Origin of the sequence: Methanobrevibacter sp. (assembly GCF_045541095.1) — an archaeon.
Classification (GTDB): domain Archaea; phylum Methanobacteriota; class Methanobacteria; order Methanobacteriales; family Methanobacteriaceae; genus Methanocatella.
The window spans coordinates 1-16,711 of the sequence record NZ_JAZQIJ010000058.1 but is presented as its reverse complement, the minus strand read 5'-3'; the positions used below and the strand labels follow the sequence as shown (position 1 = coordinate 16,711).

Annotated in this window: 16 protein-coding genes, 1 tRNA gene and 1 pseudogene; 7 read left to right on the top strand and 11 right to left on the bottom strand. The window is 37.8% G+C overall.

The window, feature by feature from the left end:
• The 5 genes and pseudogenes from ACKI2P_RS02835 to ACKI2P_RS02815 all read left to right on the top strand — a co-directional run.
• Nucleotides 1–145 (top strand): annotated as a pseudogene (locus ACKI2P_RS02835) (formylmethanofuran dehydrogenase subunit B); the annotation flags it as partial.
• A 7-nt stretch (nucleotides 146–152) separates the two neighbouring features.
• On the top strand, nucleotides 153–1,871 hold the full coding sequence (locus ACKI2P_RS02830; protein ID WP_407374815.1) for a formylmethanofuran dehydrogenase subunit A: 1,719 nt from the start codon (nucleotides 153–155) through the stop codon (nucleotides 1,869–1,871).
• 2 nt (nucleotides 1,872–1,873) lie between these two features.
• Nucleotides 1,874–2,749: a formylmethanofuran dehydrogenase subunit C gene (locus ACKI2P_RS02825; RefSeq protein WP_407374813.1), complete on the top strand. Its 876-nt coding sequence runs from the start codon at nucleotides 1,874–1,876 to the stop codon at nucleotides 2,747–2,749.
• A gap of 47 nt (nucleotides 2,750–2,796) precedes the next feature.
• Complete coding sequence (locus ACKI2P_RS02820) at nucleotides 2,797–3,087, top strand: DUF2097 domain-containing protein (RefSeq protein WP_407374812.1); 291 nt, start codon at nucleotides 2,797–2,799, stop codon at nucleotides 3,085–3,087.
• A gap of 117 nt (nucleotides 3,088–3,204) precedes the next feature.
• Complete coding sequence (locus ACKI2P_RS02815) at nucleotides 3,205–3,495, top strand: DUF2097 domain-containing protein (protein ID WP_407374810.1); 291 nt, start codon at nucleotides 3,205–3,207, stop codon at nucleotides 3,493–3,495.
• Here the strand turns inward: ACKI2P_RS02815 and ACKI2P_RS02810 are convergent, their stop codons facing one another.
• From ACKI2P_RS02810 to ACKI2P_RS02790, 5 genes are all read right to left on the bottom strand, one after another.
• Nucleotides 3,496–5,175, bottom strand: a complete 1,680-nt coding sequence (locus ACKI2P_RS02810) for an NrpR regulatory domain-containing protein (RefSeq protein WP_407374808.1) — start codon at nucleotides 5,173–5,175, stop codon at nucleotides 3,496–3,498. It abuts the gene before it with no gap.
• 44 nt (nucleotides 5,176–5,219) lie between these two features.
• Nucleotides 5,220–6,575: a type I glutamate--ammonia ligase gene (gene glnA, locus ACKI2P_RS02805; RefSeq protein WP_407374806.1), complete on the bottom strand. Its 1,356-nt coding sequence runs from the start codon at nucleotides 6,573–6,575 to the stop codon at nucleotides 5,220–5,222.
• Between the two features lie 255 nt (nucleotides 6,576–6,830).
• Entirely contained in the window at nucleotides 6,831–7,562 is a 732-nt protein-coding gene (locus ACKI2P_RS02800; protein ID WP_407374805.1) for a HesA/MoeB/ThiF family protein, read from the bottom strand.
• Nucleotides 7,563–7,571: 9 nt separating this feature from the next.
• The gene (locus ACKI2P_RS02795; RefSeq protein WP_407374803.1) at nucleotides 7,572–8,738 is read right to left on the bottom strand and encodes an aldo/keto reductase; all 1,167 of its coding nucleotides are present in this window, start codon (nucleotides 8,736–8,738) and stop codon (nucleotides 7,572–7,574) included.
• Nucleotides 8,739–8,844: 106 nt separating this feature from the next.
• Nucleotides 8,845–8,953: transfer RNA gene (locus ACKI2P_RS02790), tRNA-Met, on the bottom strand.
• 168 nt (nucleotides 8,954–9,121) lie between these two features.
• Here ACKI2P_RS02790 and ahcY point away from each other — a divergent pair.
• Nucleotides 9,122–10,372, top strand: coding sequence for an adenosylhomocysteinase (ahcY, locus tag ACKI2P_RS02785; RefSeq protein ID WP_407374801.1), 1,251 nt, complete (start codon nucleotides 9,122–9,124; stop codon nucleotides 10,370–10,372).
• Nucleotides 10,373–10,395: 23 nt separating this feature from the next.
• Nucleotides 10,396–11,046 carry a DUF2119 domain-containing protein gene (locus tag ACKI2P_RS02780; protein WP_407374799.1) on the top strand — a complete coding sequence of 217 codons (651 nt, stop codon included), beginning with the start codon at nucleotides 10,396–10,398 and terminating at the stop codon, nucleotides 11,044–11,046.
• Nucleotides 11,047–11,246: 200 nt separating this feature from the next.
• Here the strand turns inward: ACKI2P_RS02780 and fen are convergent, their stop codons facing one another.
• From fen to cyaB, 6 genes are read right to left on the bottom strand one after another with little or no spacing between them, the layout of a single operon-like run.
• Nucleotides 11,247–12,230, bottom strand: a complete 984-nt coding sequence (fen, locus tag ACKI2P_RS02775) for a flap endonuclease-1 (protein WP_407374797.1) — start codon at nucleotides 12,228–12,230, stop codon at nucleotides 11,247–11,249.
• Between the two features lie 9 nt (nucleotides 12,231–12,239).
• Entirely contained in the window at nucleotides 12,240–12,800 is a 561-nt protein-coding gene (locus ACKI2P_RS02770) for a chorismate pyruvate-lyase family protein (RefSeq protein ID WP_407374795.1), read from the bottom strand.
• A gap of 9 nt (nucleotides 12,801–12,809) precedes the next feature.
• Nucleotides 12,810–13,373, bottom strand: a complete 564-nt coding sequence (locus tag ACKI2P_RS02765) for a chorismate--pyruvate lyase family protein (RefSeq protein WP_407374793.1) — start codon at nucleotides 13,371–13,373, stop codon at nucleotides 12,810–12,812.
• A 9-nt stretch (nucleotides 13,374–13,382) separates the two neighbouring features.
• The gene (gene hacA / locus ACKI2P_RS02760) at nucleotides 13,383–14,636 is read right to left on the bottom strand and encodes a homoaconitase large subunit (protein ID WP_407374791.1); all 1,254 of its coding nucleotides are present in this window, start codon (nucleotides 14,634–14,636) and stop codon (nucleotides 13,383–13,385) included.
• 9 nt (nucleotides 14,637–14,645) lie between these two features.
• Entirely contained in the window at nucleotides 14,646–15,809 is a 1,164-nt protein-coding gene (locus ACKI2P_RS02755; protein WP_407374789.1) for a homocitrate synthase family protein, read from the bottom strand.
• 46 nt (nucleotides 15,810–15,855) lie between these two features.
• Nucleotides 15,856–16,392, bottom strand: coding sequence for a class IV adenylate cyclase (gene cyaB, locus ACKI2P_RS02750; RefSeq protein ID WP_407374787.1), 537 nt, complete (start codon nucleotides 16,390–16,392; stop codon nucleotides 15,856–15,858).
• Nucleotides 16,393–16,711: the final 319 nt, after the last annotated feature.

Below are 16,711 nucleotides of genomic sequence, written 5' to 3'. Positions count from 1 at the left end.
TATTTACATGAAAAAAGCTATCGACAAACCAGAAACCTGTCGTGACGACGAATGGATTGTCCGTGAATTGAAAGAAAGAGTAATGAAACTCAGAGAAGAGCCAAACGTAGCTCCAAAATATGTGCCAAATCCAAACGCACTCTAAAGGTGATATAATGGAATATATTCTTAAAAATGGTATCGTCTACGACCCTGCTAATGAGATTAACGGTGAAAAAAAGGACGTCATGTTTAAAGACGGAATTATTGTAGATGACGTTTCCGCAGATGCAAAAGTCTTAGATGTTACCGATAAAATAGTCATGCCAGCAGGTATTGACCCTCACGCACACGTTGCAGGTCCTAAATTAGTAGTAGGAAGATTATACAGGCCTGAAGATTCCAGAAGAGGTGTTACTCAAAAAACTAAAGTTTTAAGATCAGAATCTGGTTTCTCCATCCCAAGTTGTCCTGCAACCGGTTACAGATACTCAAGATTAGGTTACGGTACTGTTGTTGAAGCAGCTATGCCTCCTCTTGAAGCAAAACACACTCACGAAGAAATTGCAACCATTCCACAAATCGATATTCCAGCTATGCCGTTATTCGGTAACAACTGGTTCGTAATGGAATACGCAAAAGATAACAATATTGAAGACATCGCAGCATTTGTAGCTGCATGGTTAAAAATATCCAAAGGTTACGGAATCAAAATCGTAAACCCATGTGGAAGTGAAGCATGGGGTTGGGGTATGAACGTACACGGTGTAAACGACAAAGCACCATACTTTGACGTAACTTCCAAAGAAGTTATCATCGCACTCGCAAAAGCTAACGAAATGTTAAACTTACCTCACTCTATCCACATTCACCCTAACGACTTAGGACACCCTGGTAACGTTCCAACAACTATCGAAACTATGGATGCTGTAAAAGGTGTTAAAAAAGGATCCAAAGCAGCTGAAATAAGAGACCAAGTTATGCACGTTTGCCACTTACAATTCCACTCTTACACTGGTAACAGTTGGAAAGATGCAGGTTCCGGTGCAGAAGAAGTTGCTAAATACATTAACAAAAACGACCACATCACCTGTGACGTAGGTCAAGTAACTTTAGATGAAACCACAACCATGACTGCAGACGCTCCTATGGAATACGACTTATTCAAATTATCCGGTCTTAAATGGACCAACAAGGATATTGAATGTGAAACCGCAGCTGGTATCATTCCATGTATTTACTCTGGTAAAAACCCAGTTAACACCTTACAATGGGCTATCGGTCTTGAATTGTTCTTACACATAGACGACCCATGGAAAGTTTGTTTAACTACTGACCACCCTAACGCAGGACCATTCACAAGATACCCAAGAATTATCTCCTGGTTAATGAGTAACCAAAGAAGAATGGAAATGATTGAAAACAGAGAAGTTCACAAATGGGCAGAAAAAAGAACTACCCTTGCAACTCTCGACAGAGAATACGATTTCTACGATATTGCAACTATTTCAAGAGCTGCTCCAGCTAAAATCTACGGATTCACCGACAGAGGTGCTCTCACCCCTGGTTACAGAGCAGATATTGCAGTATATGACATAAATCCTAATGAAATTGACCCATCCAGACAATACGCTGATATTGAAAAAGGTTTCAATGTAGCTGAATACACCATTAAAGATGGTCAAATCTTAGTAAAAGACAAAGAAATTGTTAAAGTTAAAGAAAGTCAAAACATTTGGGTTAACGTAAAAGGTTGGGAACAAAACGAGCAAAAAGTTATCGACAACATCATGCCGTTCTTCACCCAATACTACTCAGTTAAATGGGAAAACTACCCAGTACACGACCACTACGTATCCAACCCAATTAGAGTAGACGTTGATGGTAAATAGGGGTGTTTAATTTGAAAACAATAACATTTGATCAAATAAAAACTTCTTCAATCGCTTTAGAATTTGATGAATTAATTCCTGATGAAATTTATTCATGGACTGAAGCTGATTTCGCAAAATATCAAGTCCCAATTGGAAACTCAAGATTCCCAATCACTGACTTCTTCACAATAACCGTTGAAGGAGAAGCTGCAGGACCTGATGAAGTGGAAATGATTTTAAACGGTGATTTAAACAGAGTTAAATACATCGGTTGTAAAATGAGCGGTGGAAACATCGTCTGTAACAGCAGTGTAGATTTACACGTAGGTGCAGAAATGTCCGGTGGATCCATTCTCGTTAAAGGTGACGCAGCAGCACACGCTGGAAGAGAAATGTCCGGAGGATACCTTGAAATTGAAGGAAACACCAAAGAATTCACTGGTGCTTCTTACATTGGTGAATGGAGAGGTATGACCGGTGGACAAATCGTTGTTGGTGGTAACGCTGGAAAACAATGTGGTGAATGTTTAACTGGTGGAAGAATTCACGTTAAAGGTAACTGTGATATCTTAGCCGGTATTCACATGACCAAAGGTATTATTGAAATTGACGGTGACGTAAACCGTTGGCCTGGTGGTCAGATGAAAAACGGTAACATTATCATCCACGGATTCCTCGGAAGATTACTCGAAGGATTTGTTCTCGACGGTATTGTTGTAGATCCTGAAGTAGACGGTTCCGTCTTCAAAGGTAAATATATTAAATATACTGGAGATATTGGTCTCAACGGTAAAGGTAATCTTTACTTAGACGCTGAAGCTAACAAAGAAAAATTAGCTGAATACGGTGAACTTGACGACGAATATACTTCAATCAGAGAATACAGGAATTTATAATTCCTCTCTCTTTTTTCTTTTTTTAAATAATTTTTATAGATGGTATTATGGTAGAAGAAATTGAAATGTCTTATGAAGACGCAGTGGAATATGTCAGAAATAAAGTTAATGTAGGAGATATTTTGGAAATTTCCTATAATCGTATTTTCGCTCCCGGAGAAGTTTTAGGCCTTACTGAAGAAGATGACATGACTGGTGAAGGTCTTAGGGTAGCAATGCAATTGAACGGCGAAATTTTAAATCAGTCAGTAGAAATCGATTTGAAAGAAATCGAGGACGATTTAATCGAAATGCGCCACATAACCGATGATAAGGAACTTATCATTGAAATTTTATAACTTCTTTTTTCTATTTATTTTTTAGTTTTTAATTTTCAACGAAAAATAATTTTGTTCGTTATTATACAAACATTTATATGCTTGAAAATATACTGTTATATAAAGGATGTGATTATCATGAAAGAGATGGAACTAACTACCGAACAAGCTGTAAATTACTTAAAAGAAAATGTAAAAATTCATGATAAGATAGAAATTTCATATAATAGAATTTTCGCAGAAGGAGAGGTTTTAAATGTCGATTTTTCCAAATATTTTGGAGAACCTGGCTTCAAGTTATTGGTTTCTCTTGATGAAAGTGATTTGGGAGCGACAGTTGAAATTGATGTATATGAGGTTGAGGAGGATATAATAGAATTTACCCATTATCCAAAAAATGGCGAAGATGTGGTTGTGACTGTAGTATAGTTACAACCTGTCCATATCTTCAAATGGAATCAATGTTTCAATACTTTTCACTTCAATAGGTATTCCCTGTTCTTTAATTGCACCGATAGTATTCAATCCACCACCGGCTACGATTCCAAAGTTATAGTTTTCGGCTTTTGCATTATATGTTACTTCACGTGGTTTTCCGATTTTATATATTGAAAAACCGGTATTTTTCAGAATATCCAATAAATGCACTGCATAATCCCGTGAAATATATGGTATCTCCTTAAAGCTTGCCAATATTTTACTGATTCCTCCGTTAGAAATAGAAGTTAGGTTTTTGGAGATGAATATCTTGTGGGGATCGATTGTTGTTCCGGTGTAGGATATCAGCTCGATGAATGCCGGAGGTTCTGTAAGCTCCAGGAGTCCGCTGTAGACGGGATTGCACATTATTCCGTTGTTTATCAAAAGTCCATCAATTGTTAAACTGCAGATTGTGCCTATTCCTATTTTGTCTTCATCTGTCGGATGATTTAAAAGTTTATAATATGGATTGATGTATTTCGGATTGTCATTATATGTATCTTCCATTATTTTCAGGGATTTATCCAAATCATCTCTTTTGACATAGGATACGTTTGCAATGATGTCTCCTTTCCTTTTTTCAACATCGAAATTGACCTGCTGTATCAGGTTCCATGATTTTGATAAAAGCAGAGGAAGTTTTGGTTGTTTAACTGTGGTCGGTGCTTTCAGAATCGGGCTTATGCTTGTTGTTATCGGAGACAATGTCTTGAAATCCTTAAGCTCTTCAGCTATTTTGATGTCTATTTCTTCCCCGAGCTCCTTTATTGCACAAAATGGGGTTATTCCACCGACAATAGCTATTCCCACCATGCCGTTAGGGACTGGCAGACCTAGCAAATCTTCTGATTCCTGAGATATTCCGATTACTCCTCCAATTCCGATTTTATCCAGCTTTTTCAATATGTCAATTGTTTTTCTTTTTCCGGCACCCGGAATCACCCTGAAGTTTGCAGGTATGACTCCATTACCTTTTGTAACCACATCTATTACTGAAGTGTACTGTGGTGTGGAAAATATGTCAAGCGGTGTCAGGGATGTTTTCTTGTAGGATATCAATTCGGTAAATCTCACAGGTTGAAAGTCTTCGATTTGAAGAAGTCCTCCATATAATGGCTGTGAAGGTATTCCTTCATTCAGAAGTATCCCGTCGACTGTGGTTCCACATAAAGTTGTGACTTCAATTTCATCATTGGATTTGTTTCTTTTTATATTAACGTAAGGACTAACAGAAAGACCACATTCAACAATCATTTCCATTATATTAATCGATTCTTCATTATAAATGGTTGAAGTGTTGACAACTACATTCCCGCTTTGTGTCATATAGTTGAAGTCACTCAGATAAATCATTTCTTCAAATTTTGAGTTGATGAAATCAACCTGGTCATAAAGCAAACCTTTTTCAAGCTTTTCACGGCCAAGTTTTGTTATTTGCCTTCCTGCATAACCGACACGCTCGGTGTAGCCTTTTTCATCCAGTATCTGCATATGATATCTGACTGCACGTTCACCCAGATTGAATCCCTTGTTTTTCAGCTCATCAGCTATCAACTTGGAACCTGTGGGAGTGTCCTGTTCGTTCAATATCCTCAATATTTCTATCATTCTGTGTTCTGATTCTGACATGAAAAAGCCTACCTGAAAAATAAAAATAAAAATAATATTTAGATTTAGATATCTAAATATTTTCTTTGTTCGTATCCGAATACTTGTACACGGTATTCGTCCCATTCCTTATATTTTAGTTCAAGGAATTTTTTACTTACGTGAGGTCCTAAAGCGTTTAATATAAGTGGGTCTTCTTCAAGGGCATGGTATGCTTCCCATAGACTGGTTGGTAAAACCTTGATTCCCATTGATTCCCTTTCTTCTTCTGTCATACTGTAGATGTCCGCCTCGACAGGGTCTCCAGGGTCAATTTTGTTCACGATACCGTCAATTCCAGCTTCAAGCATTACGGTAAATGCAAGATATGGGTTACATGCAGGGTCCGGTGATCTGTATTCGATACGTGTGGCCTTACCTCTTGCTGCAGGTACTCTGATTAATGCGGATCTGTTTTTAAGACCGTATGCCATGTATACTGGAGCTTCATAACCAGGCACTAAACGTTTGTATGAGTTTACAATAGGGTTTGTAATTGCGGTAATTGCCGGAGCATGCTTAAGCAGACCTCCCATAAAGTGAAGTGCATCTTTTGAAAGTCCAGTTTCGGAATCAGGATCTGAAAACAGGTTTCTGTCACCTTTGAAAACAGATTGGTGGCAGTGCATTCCACTACCGTTAACTCCGAAGAACGGTTTTGGCATGAATGTAACTCTGTAGTCCAGTTGGTCAAAGGTAGCCATATTGTCTACAATAGCTTTTATAGCTTGTTTAAATGTAATTACTGCATCAGCAGTTTTTAAAGCATCTTTAAATTTAAATGCAATTTCGTTTTGACCTGGAGCCACTTCGTGGTGAGATGCTTCCACTTCAAAGTCAAGCTCTTCAAGATTCAAGGTCAATTCTCTTCTGAAGTCAGGTCCTTTGTCTCTTGGTTCCACATCAAAGTATCCTGCTTCGTCATAAGGCATAGGATATCCTTTTTCATCTATGTCTACAATGAAGAATTCAGGTTCAGGACCTATGTTGTATTGAAGTCCCATGTCTGCGAGATGCGCCAATGATTTTTTCAATACGCTTCTTGGGTCGCCGATAAACGGTTCGTTTTCGGTTGTCCATACGTCACAGATGAATCTGCATGTTGCGGATTCTTCAGGTCTCCAGGATAATCTTGCATATGTATTGATATCTGGTTTTAAAATTAAATCACTGTCGTTAATTCCGACAAATCCTTCAATGGATGATCCGTCAAAGAGCATTCCTTCATTGAACAGTTCGCTCATATCTTCGTTGTTGAATGGAATTACAACATTCTTTACGGTACCATTAATGTCAACAAATTGCAGACGGATAAATTTGATATTGTCCTCTTTCATTTGTTCGATTACACTTTGCATTTTTTCTTCGTTAATATCACTCATCAAATCAAGCCCCAATATTTCAATAATATTGACTTCAATTGCATAATCGGAAAATTACTTCCTACTAAATAAATATCTTACAATTAATCTATATAAAATTTTTGAAAAATCGGAACATTATCCTATTAAATTGATTTTTAGTATTTTTTTGTATACTTTTTATTTTTTTAATTATATTTTGATTAGTTATATTTAAAATTGGATGGTATTATGTTTAATTTTGAGAATGCAATAAGAAAAAAATTGGTGTGGTGTTTAAATTTCATCGATTGAAAATGAAGAAAAGTCCAGCAGGTCAAAAGTCAATACTTTGGGTGAAACGGTAACCTTTCCTATGCCTGTGATGATTTTAAACGCTTCCATTGCTTCAAGGCATCCTACCAAATTGGGAGTAGGTCCAAATGCCGGAGGGGTTCCGCTAACTACATTTTCAAGCTCTTCAATGACATCTTCATTCAGTTGTTTGCCTGATGACGGCAGCATAAACATCTCCTCATAACTTTTGGTGGTTGGCAAAAATACGCTTACCTGACCAAGACTTCCATGGATGGCGCCGTGAATGAATGGGATTTTAAGCTCCCTTGCCTTTCTTGAAACGATAACTCTTGTTGGGATATTGTCAAGGGCATCAATGACAAGATTGGAATCCTTGAGCAGTTGGTCTATATTGTCCTGGTTAACGTGTTTGGAGTAGTTAGTTACCTTCACGTTCGGATTGATGGCTTCTACCTTTTCTTTTGCCACTGCGCTCTTGTCACGGCCTATGTCTTCAAATGTGGCAAGGGTCTGTCTGTTGAGATTGGTTATATCAAAAGAGTCCTCATCAACTAAAACCAGTTCGCCAACGCCCATTCTTGCAAGCATTTCAATTGCTTCGCCGCCGATTCCGCCGCATCCGATGACTGTGATTTTGGTGTTTTTGAATTTTTCCTGTTCCTTTTTATCCAATAACGGCAGTTGACGGGTCAATATTTCCCAGTATGTCATGTGATACACCTAAAAATGGTCAAAATCACTTCCGAAGTATTCATATACCTTTTGAAGTTCTTCCGGAATGTTAAGCATTTGTGTACAGAACGGCAGGCACTCCTTGCAGTCAACGCAGCTGTCTGCTCTTGCTTCATCGCCAATAAGTGAGAAATATTGCATTGCGCTTGCTTTAGGGTCGTTCAGCATATGTGCAATGTTGTATTCGGTCAGGCAGTTAATGATGTCAACCCCATGAGGACACGGCATGCAGTATCCGCATCTGGTGCACCGGTTTCCAATAAATGATCTGTAGGTTCTTGCAACTTCCCTGATGAGTTCCTGGTCGTTTTCGCTTATTTCATCTATTGTGTTGGCTATCTGAATATTTTCCTTAACCTGTTTCAGACTGGTCATGCCGCTTAAAACGCAGTCAACGTCATCCCGGTTCCACAGGTATTGAAAAGCCCATTCGACAGGAGTCCTTTCAACTTCAGATGTTGCCCACAAATCACTGATTTCGCGGGGGATGTTGTTGACCAGTCTTCCTCCCCTAAGAGGCTCCATAATCATGCTTCCGATGTTTGTTTCTTTCAGATAATTCAGACCCATAACTCCTGACTGGTAGTACTCGTCCAGATAGTTCATCTGAGTCAGTGCAACTTCCCATTTTGGATATTCATCAATTATTTCAATAACATAGTCCACTTCAATATGTGATGAAAATCCGATGTGCTTTACCTTTCCAGAGCTTAAACAATCGTCCAAAAAGTCAAAGACCTCCAGCTTCTTAACGTTTTCCCAATCCGGTACGGTCAGTGAATGAAGCATGTAGATATCGATATAGTCTGTTTTAAGTTTGTCAAGTTGCAGGTCGAGATAATAGTCAAAATCAGATTTTTTCTCCATCAGCCATACTGGAGACTTTGTTGAAAGGATTATTTCATCCCTCAAATTATTTTCAGCCAAAAAATTGCCGATAAATCTTTCGCTGTTTCCGTCACCATCCAGCTCCTTGCTGTGGTAAGGAAAAGCAGTATCGATTAGATTAATTCCATTTTCAATTCCATACTTCAACATCTTTGAAGCTTCTGTCTCGTCGATGTTGTCATTAGAATCTATAGTTGGCAGTCTCATGGCTCCAAATCCAAGCCTAGAAACTTTAAGGCCACTTTTACCAAGTTCGTTATATATCATTTCAAATCCTCAATTTTAATTTGTTTAAAAAACTATAAAATTGTTATGATTTGAGAAATAAGTTTAAAAAAAGTTAGTTTAGATGGAAAATTCCTGGGATTTAGGATGCCGGGGGCGGGATTCGAACCCGCGATCTCACGGTATCCCAGGAATACGGTTGAGCACGCTATATTACCCTATGAGCCGTGCGCTCTAACCAGCTGAGCCACCCCGGCATCTAACAAATATATTTATTTTTATCATTACATTTAAAGTTTTTGTTTTTTTAATCATTTTTGACAATGTTCTTTAAATTTCAAAAAAATAATTCGAAAAAGGGTTATATTTAATTACTTATAAAATCAAAAAAATATATATTGATAATTTTTATTGGTGATGATATTATGAGTAAAGTAAAAGACATGTCACTTGCACCTGAAGGTGTTAGAAAAATTGAATGGGTTCAAAAACATATGCCCGTTTTGGAAAGTATTAAAAAAGAATATTTGGAATCTCAACCTTTCAAAGGAATAACTATCGGTTCATGTTTACACTTAGAACCTAAAACTATTAATTTAGGTCTTACATTAATGGCTGGTGGAGCTGAAGTCGCAATGACCGGATGCAATCCGCTTTCCACACATGACGATGCAGTTGCAGGAGCAGCTGATTTAGGATTAAACGTCTACGGATGGAGAGAACAGGACGATGAAGAATACTACCAGACAATCAATATGGTCTTAGACCACAAACCTGACATAATCATCGATGACGGAGCAGACATGATTATGGTACTCCACAATGAAAGAACAGAACTCTTGAAACATATCAAAGGCGCATGTGAAGAAACCACAACTGGAGTACACAGACTTCAAGCCATGCATGCTGATGGAGCTTTAAAATTCCCTGTTATTGCAGTAAACGATGCATACACCAAATACTTATTCGACAACAGATACGGTACAGGTCAATCAAGCTTTGATGCAATCATGGGAACAACCAACATGGTAATTGCCGGAAAAACTGTAGTCGTATGTGGATACGGCTGGTGTGGCCGTGGACTTGCTCTCAGGGCAGCAGGTCTCGGTGCTGATGTAATTGTTACTGAAGTAGATCCAATCAGAGCACTTGAAGCAAGAATGGACGGTTACAGAGTAATGACAATTAGAGAAGCCGTAAAACAGGCTGACCTGATTATTACAGTAACCGGTAATGCAGACATCATCTGCGGTGATGACTTTAAATACATGAAAGACGGATGTATGCTTGCAAATTCAGGACACTTCAATGTGGAAATCAACAGGCCGGATCTTGAAGCTATTTCAACTGAAGTTAAAGAAGTAAGGGAAAGTATTGAAGAGTTCACCACTAAAGATGGACGTAAAATCTATCTTTTAGCTGACGGACGTTTGGTCAATCTCTCAGCAGCACGTGGACAAGGACACCCTGCAGAAATCATGGACATGAGTTTTGCCGTACAGGCATTGTCTGCTAAACACATCCTTGAAAACGATTTGCCTGTTGGCGTTACCAAAGCACCTGATGAAATCGACTACACCGTAGCAAGCATGAAACTCGATGCTATGGGAATTGAAATCGATTCTTTAACTGATAAACAAAAAGCATACTTAGCTAACTGGCAGGAAGGAACCTAATTCCTTCAAATTTTCTTTTTTTTATGTCTTATTTTAGATATATTGATAATGGTGACGGACCAACAAAACTTTTTATTGGAGGGGTCCATGGAAATGAGGGCGTAACCTCATTGAAATTTATTAAACGGATTAAAGAAAAAGATTTATCCTCCGGTCAATTCTATTTTTACAACTTTGACAGGACTCCATACATTTCCACAATTAAAAAGGAATATTATGAGTCTGAAATCGGTCAAAAAATATTAAATCTGATAAAAAACTTCGAACCGGATTTCTACACGGAACTGCACTGTTTCAATTTGAAAAATTATGAAAAGTTAACTTCTATGGAAAGATATAATAAAACAGGCATTCCTCCATTGATTGAACTTGGAAACCATGTTCTTGTATCTTCAGTATCTCCCTTAATTCGCATGACTTATTTTTCAACAGACACAGTCTGTAAAACATTGGAAATTCCATGCTATGAAAAATTGACTCCTGAAATAATGGATAAATACGGTTTTGACAAGGCAAAGGCCGTAAAGACTTATGAAGATTTGTTAAGATTGATTTTGAAAGCGCCTTCCCGCGAATATTTTGAAAAACAAATGCTAATTGATTACTCTGATCAGGTCGATTTGGCTATAAAATATGCAAAAAAAGTTTTTGGTGAAGATTTCCCGCCATATTAAGTATCGATGGCTTCCGGGTAAATTTGGTGGTGAGAAACCATCAATACTGGATTCATTGAATAGTGATAAACGTTCACCGCATCCATTACAGCACCATTTATCGTGTTTTTTGCAATCTGGGGTGTGTGGTGGTAGATTGCATTTAATATCCAATAATCGAATCCAATTAAATTTATGTTTATTTTAATATATATAATTATTTAAAACCATGCATCAAGACTTCCTTGTGATGAACTTAAATTTTTCAATTTGTCGGATGCTTTTGTCACTCTGTCTACTGAAAAGCCATGTTCATAACATAAAAATTCGATTAGCTTGTCTTGTTTTGGCTTTTCCCATTTGATTTTATAATCTGTATTGACGTTATGGTTTAAAAACAGTTCCCTGACTTCATTCAAATCATGTGATGATTCCTTTTGAAGTTCAGCTATTTTTTCCTTAAGTTGTCCTTTGTGAGCTAGTTTGAGTGCGGTTTTTGCACCCACTCCTTTAAGGCCTTCACAAAAATCAGTACCTATCAGTATCCCCATATCAATCAGTTCTTCACGGGTAATTTTAAGTTCTCTCAATACCCTGTTCAGTTCGTAATATTCCAGATTTCCCAAATTCGAATTTACTGCAAGGTTACGGACAACCCTTTTTGCTCCAAACAATAGGCAGTCGTAATCCTGTGATGCCACAGCATATGCATCACCGTTTGCAACAAGATATGCTGCCTGTGCTTCTCCTTCTCCCTTTGCTTCCACATAAGGTATTCCCATCAGGGTCAATAATTTTTTTGAAGATTCAATTATCTCCGGAGATAGTTTTGATGATCTCATTGCAAATTTACGTGCCTTTTCGGTGTCTCCTTTCGCAAGAGCTTCCTTATAGATTTTTTCAGATTCTTCTCTGATTTCTCTTCTTTTGGCCTGGGTGTCGCTTTTAAGTTCTGAAGACTTCCCGTCAAAGACATAAATCGGTTTGATATCCTTTTCAACCATTGATGAGTTTCTGTACAGTATTCCGCTTAAGTGGGAGGTAATGTTTCCATTCTCATCGGTCAGGGGTCTGCCGTCTCTTTGTCTGATTGTTGAGAGGAACTGATACAAAGTGTTGAATGCATCAATGGAAACGGCTCTGCTTTCCAAATGTTTAAAATCAATTTTTTCCGGTTCGATTATGTCTTTTAACTTTACACCCATTTTAGCACCTTAAATATCTCTGAAATAACTTAAAGGATAGATTTCTTTAGCCCATAGTCTGATGGTTCCATGTTGGGTAATTGTGTATTCCCTTCTCAACATGTCTTCATTTGTGTTGAACAGTTCCTGAAGCAGAGGTGTTGCTTTTATTACAGTGAGGCCGGTAACGTCTCTTATGGTTTCAATATTGTTTCGTGATAGAATTACATCGATAGTTGCCTCCTCGTCAAGCAATGTTTTAAGAATTTCATCATTGCATCTTTCTGTAGGAATGTATGACAGTCCGTAAAATAAAGGGCGGCCGCTTTTAAATACGATTACTTCTCTGTAAACTATTTCGTCACCTACATCAACATCAAGCAGTTTTGCTTCCTCTTCATTCGCTTCTTTAACAAATTGTTTAAGTACAAATAGTCTTAAAGTACCGTACAATGCACCTAAAGGAACTCCAATCGGACCTAATGATGTTAAAATTTTCTGTGTTGATGATAATTCTACTCCATATTCTTCTTCTGTCTGTTTTATTAGTTCATATGTATCATTTATTATCTTTTTTCCTTGAGAGCTCATTTAATCACCTTATATTTCTGTAAAGTATGACATTGGAAATACTTCCTTAATCCACATTAGTATGTTTTCATCGCTGATGATGACATATTCACGTGCCAACATGTCTTCATCGGTATGGTACAATTCCTGTAATCTTGCGTTCGGTTTTTCAAGGTATATGCAGTTTACTTCTCTTCTTGATTCTATGCTGTAGTTTTTCAGGATTCTACCAATCGGTATGTCTGCCCTTATCAAATCAGAGCACATGTTTTCACTGCATCTTGATAGAGGTATGTGTGAAATTGCATAGATTAGAGGTTTTCCTTTTCTATGCATTATGACTTCTCTAAAGTTAATCTTTTCACCTGCGTCCACATTAACCAGCTTTGCATGGAATTCATCTGCAGGTTCAAGATGCTGGTCTATTGTAAAGAGGCTTATTTTACCGTACAGCACGTCCAGGATTGCTGTAATGGAACCGTCGGTGGTAAGCAGTATCTTTTGTGTATTTGATAATTGTATGTCATGTTCTTTTTCAAGTTCGTTGATTGTATCTATCAGTCTTCTGTTTGCTTCGTTTTTGTTCTGTTCCATTTTAATCACTTATAAGTCTTTTGGATTTGTAATAACTCCTGTAATTGCTGAAGCGGCAACCACTTTTGAGTTTGATAAGTATACTGATGAGTTTGGATCTCCCATTCTTCCCTTAAAGTTTCTGTTTGTTGTTGAAATGCAGCTTTCGCCTTCACTTAAAACGCCCATGTGACCTCCAAGGCACGGTCCGCAACCGGGATTGCAGACAATCGCTCCTGCATCTATGAATGTGTCGATGTATCCAAGATGCATTGCCTTTTTATATATTTTCCTTGATGCAGGAAATATCAGCAGTCTAACGTCATCTGAAATCTTCTGGTTTTCCAGAATATCGCATGCATCCTTCAAATCGGACAGCCTTCCATTTGTACATGATCCAATCAGGCACTGGTCGATAGCTGTTCCTTCAATCTTTGAGATGTCGCATACGTTGTCAACGTCATTCGGACATGCGATTTGAGGTTCCATGTCGGTAATGTCAAAATGCATTTCCTGTGAGTATTGTGCATCGCTGTCTGATTTCACGATGTTCAGTTCGGATTCAGTTTTATTGGTTTTTTTACATATGTAATCAATAACGTCACGGTTAGGTTCCATAATTCCGTTTTTGGCTCCCATTTCAATGGCCATGTTGCACATGGTTGCTCTTCCTTCAACTCCCATGTTTTCTATTGTCGGGCCGCAGAATTCGGCGGTCTTATATGTTGCACCGGCAATTCCGATTTCTCCAATGATGTTTAATATGATGTCCTTTGGAGCTATATACGGATTGAGTTCTCCTTCAATTTCCATTTTGATTGCTTCCGGAACCATAAACCAGGTTTTTCCGGTTGCCCAAACCATTGCAAGGTCTGTTGCACCCATTCCTGTGGAAAATGCTCCGAATGCACCGTATGTACATGTATGTGAGTCAGCTCCAACAATGACCATTCCGGGTTCGACCAGGCCCATTTCAGGAACGACCTGGTGGCAAATCCCTTCTCCGTGAATGAAGTTTTTGGTAATGTTTTGAGTTTTGATAAAATCTCTGCAAACCTTTTGAAACTCTGCTGAGCCGATTGTGTTTGCAGGGATGTTGTGATCAAAGATAATTGCGATTTTATCAGGGTCCCATACCTTTTCAGCTACCTTTTCAAATGTCTTTATTGCAGGCGGTGAAGTACCGTCATGGGACATTGCAAGATCCACCGGAATCTCTATTATTTCTCCGGGGGTTACTTCATGACCCGCCTTTGCAGATAGGATTTTTTCAGTAATATTCATGCTATGACCTTATTTTTTTGTATTTTTAACAATTTCCTTGAAAACAGTATCGTTAATGTATTTTCCTTCTTCTCTTTGCTTTTTGACTTGCCTTACGATTTCAATAAGTTCATCATCTGTTACGTCAAGTTCGCATTCATTCAATTTTGCTCTTACAGCTCTGCATCCGGAATGTTTTCCTAAAACAAGCTGCCTTTTTTGACCGACCAGTTCAGGAACATACGGTTCATAACATAACGGCTCTTCTATAACTGCGTCAACGTGAATTCCGGATTCGTGTCTGAATACGTTGTTTCCTACAACAGGCTTGTTGTATGGGATTGGAAGTCCGCTTGCTTTTGAAACGATGTCGGACAGTTCCTTGATGTATTTGGTTTTAAAGCCCAAATCCTTTCCGTATAATATTTTCAATGCCATGATGAGCTCTTCCAGGGATGCGTTACCTGCCCTTTCACCGATACCGTTGACAGTGGTTGAGATACCTTTCGCTCCCGCAAGAACTCCTGTGATGGAGTTGATTACTGCTAGACCGAAGTCATTGTGGCAGTGAAGCGCAATATTGACGTCAATATCTTTGACAAGTTCCTTAACTAAGTATTCAATTCCCTGAGGGGTAATTGCTCCGGTTGTATCGGCAATATGTACCCTGTCAGCACCGCATTCCTGTGCCTTTAAATAGATACGTTTTAAAAATTCGATGTCTGTTCTTGTTGCATCCTCTGCTGAAAATGCAACATAAAGGCCATGGTCTTTGGCGTAGTCAACGGCGCTTTCACATAGGTTGATTGCGTCCTGTCTTGTAATGTGCATCTTGTGGTCTAGATGTATGTCTGATGTTCCCACGAATGTGATGATACCGTCAACGTCACAGTCAATTGCAGCATCAATGTCTTCAGGTTTTGTCCTTGTCAGCGCAATAATGTCAGCATCCAAACCTTCATTGGCTATTGCCTTAACGGATTCCCTTTCTCTTTGGGAAACGATTGGAAAACCTGCTTCGATTTGATGTATTTTAAACTGATCAAGTTTGCGGGCTATTTCTAATTTGTCATTGAGACTGAAACAAACCCCTGGAGTTTGTTCGCCGTCTCTTAAAGTAGTATCATATATTATAAAATCTTTTGGGAAATCTATTTCCATCTCTTTATTATAATGACTAATGTAATATTGCAAAATTATCACTTCGATTTTAAATAAATTATTAATGTATAATTATAATCTAGCTAGTATATATATTTTCTAAGAGTTCCATATATGATGTTCTTTCAAACCCTTCTGTGATGCCCAATTTTTCAAAGAGTCTGAATATTCTTTGCTGAGCCTCGCTGTAGTCCGCATCTCCTTCAAGAGCTATTTCTATTTCCATATATGGACTTAGGCCTTCGACATCATCAAGGGAAATTTCAAAATTTTCATAGGTGTAATACTGACGGTTTTTCCTGACTGTTCTGGCTTGTCTAAATCCGATTTCTTCTAAAATGTCCTTTGCCTTTTCGGCACTTTCAATGGTCATTTCAACTTCTTTTCTTGTTTTTGCTTCCCTGTTGAGCTTCGGGCCCTTGTATGTTATGAACGTGTTGTTGTTTGTTGTTCTGATTCTCAGGGCTTCATCTGTTTGGGCAAAATCCACAATGGGGCTTGCAAAATAGATGTCCTCCTGGAATTCCTTTTTGGATTTGACGGCACCTATTTTTTCCAGTTTCTTTTCCATTTCCTCAAAGCTTTCAATTTTGGCTTTAACTTCAACTTCTATCATTTTGATCAACTAATTAAAATTTTATTATAATAATTATTATATGTATCTAATTTGTATTTATTTTCAGAACTATTGGTTTTGGCTTTATTTTTGTAAGGGTTACTATTCGGCGAATTATATTTAAATGGTATCGGCGAATATGATATGGATATTTGTGTATATCTTTTTGGGAGTTAGGGCCGAATTTTACTATTTAAATGCATTTTAAACTTTATATAAATAAAAACTTTTTTTTAAATTAATTATATAATCTATTTTTCATGAAATATTACTAAAAATCCGTAACCTTTATAAATAAGTAACAATAAATAACATTTTT

Coding starts and splice junctions, on each gene's coding strand:
- ACKI2P_RS02820 (WP_407374812.1), top strand. CDS start 2,797: ATGGTAGAAGAAATTGAAATGTCTTATGAAGACGCAGTGGAATATGTC.
- ACKI2P_RS02815 (WP_407374810.1), top strand. CDS start 3,205: ATGAAAGAGATGGAACTAACTACCGAACAAGCTGTAAATTACTTAAAA.
- ACKI2P_RS02810 (WP_407374808.1), bottom strand. CDS start 5,175: ATGTCAGAATCAGAACACAGAATGATAGAAATATTGAGGATATTGAAC.
- glnA (WP_407374806.1), bottom strand. CDS start 6,575: ATGAGTGATATTAACGAAGAAAAAATGCAAAGTGTAATCGAACAAATG.
- ACKI2P_RS02800 (WP_407374805.1), bottom strand. CDS start 7,562: ATGACATACTGGGAAATATTGACCCGTCAACTGCCGTTATTGGATAAA.
- ACKI2P_RS02795 (WP_407374803.1), bottom strand. CDS start 8,738: ATGATATATAACGAACTTGGTAAAAGTGGCCTTAAAGTTTCTAGGCTT.
- ahcY (WP_407374801.1), top strand. CDS start 9,122: ATGAGTAAAGTAAAAGACATGTCACTTGCACCTGAAGGTGTTAGAAAA.
- ACKI2P_RS02780 (WP_407374799.1), top strand. CDS start 10,396: ATGTCTTATTTTAGATATATTGATAATGGTGACGGACCAACAAAACTT.
- fen (WP_407374797.1), bottom strand. CDS start 12,230: ATGGGTGTAAAGTTAAAAGACATAATCGAACCGGAAAAAATTGATTTT.
- ACKI2P_RS02770 (WP_407374795.1), bottom strand. CDS start 12,800: ATGAGCTCTCAAGGAAAAAAGATAATAAATGATACATATGAACTAATA.
- ACKI2P_RS02765 (WP_407374793.1), bottom strand. CDS start 13,373: ATGGAACAGAACAAAAACGAAGCAAACAGAAGACTGATAGATACAATC.
- hacA (WP_407374791.1), bottom strand. CDS start 14,636: ATGAATATTACTGAAAAAATCCTATCTGCAAAGGCGGGTCATGAAGTA.
- cyaB (WP_407374787.1), bottom strand. CDS start 16,392: ATGATAGAAGTTGAAGTTAAAGCCAAAATTGAAAGCTTTGAGGAAATG.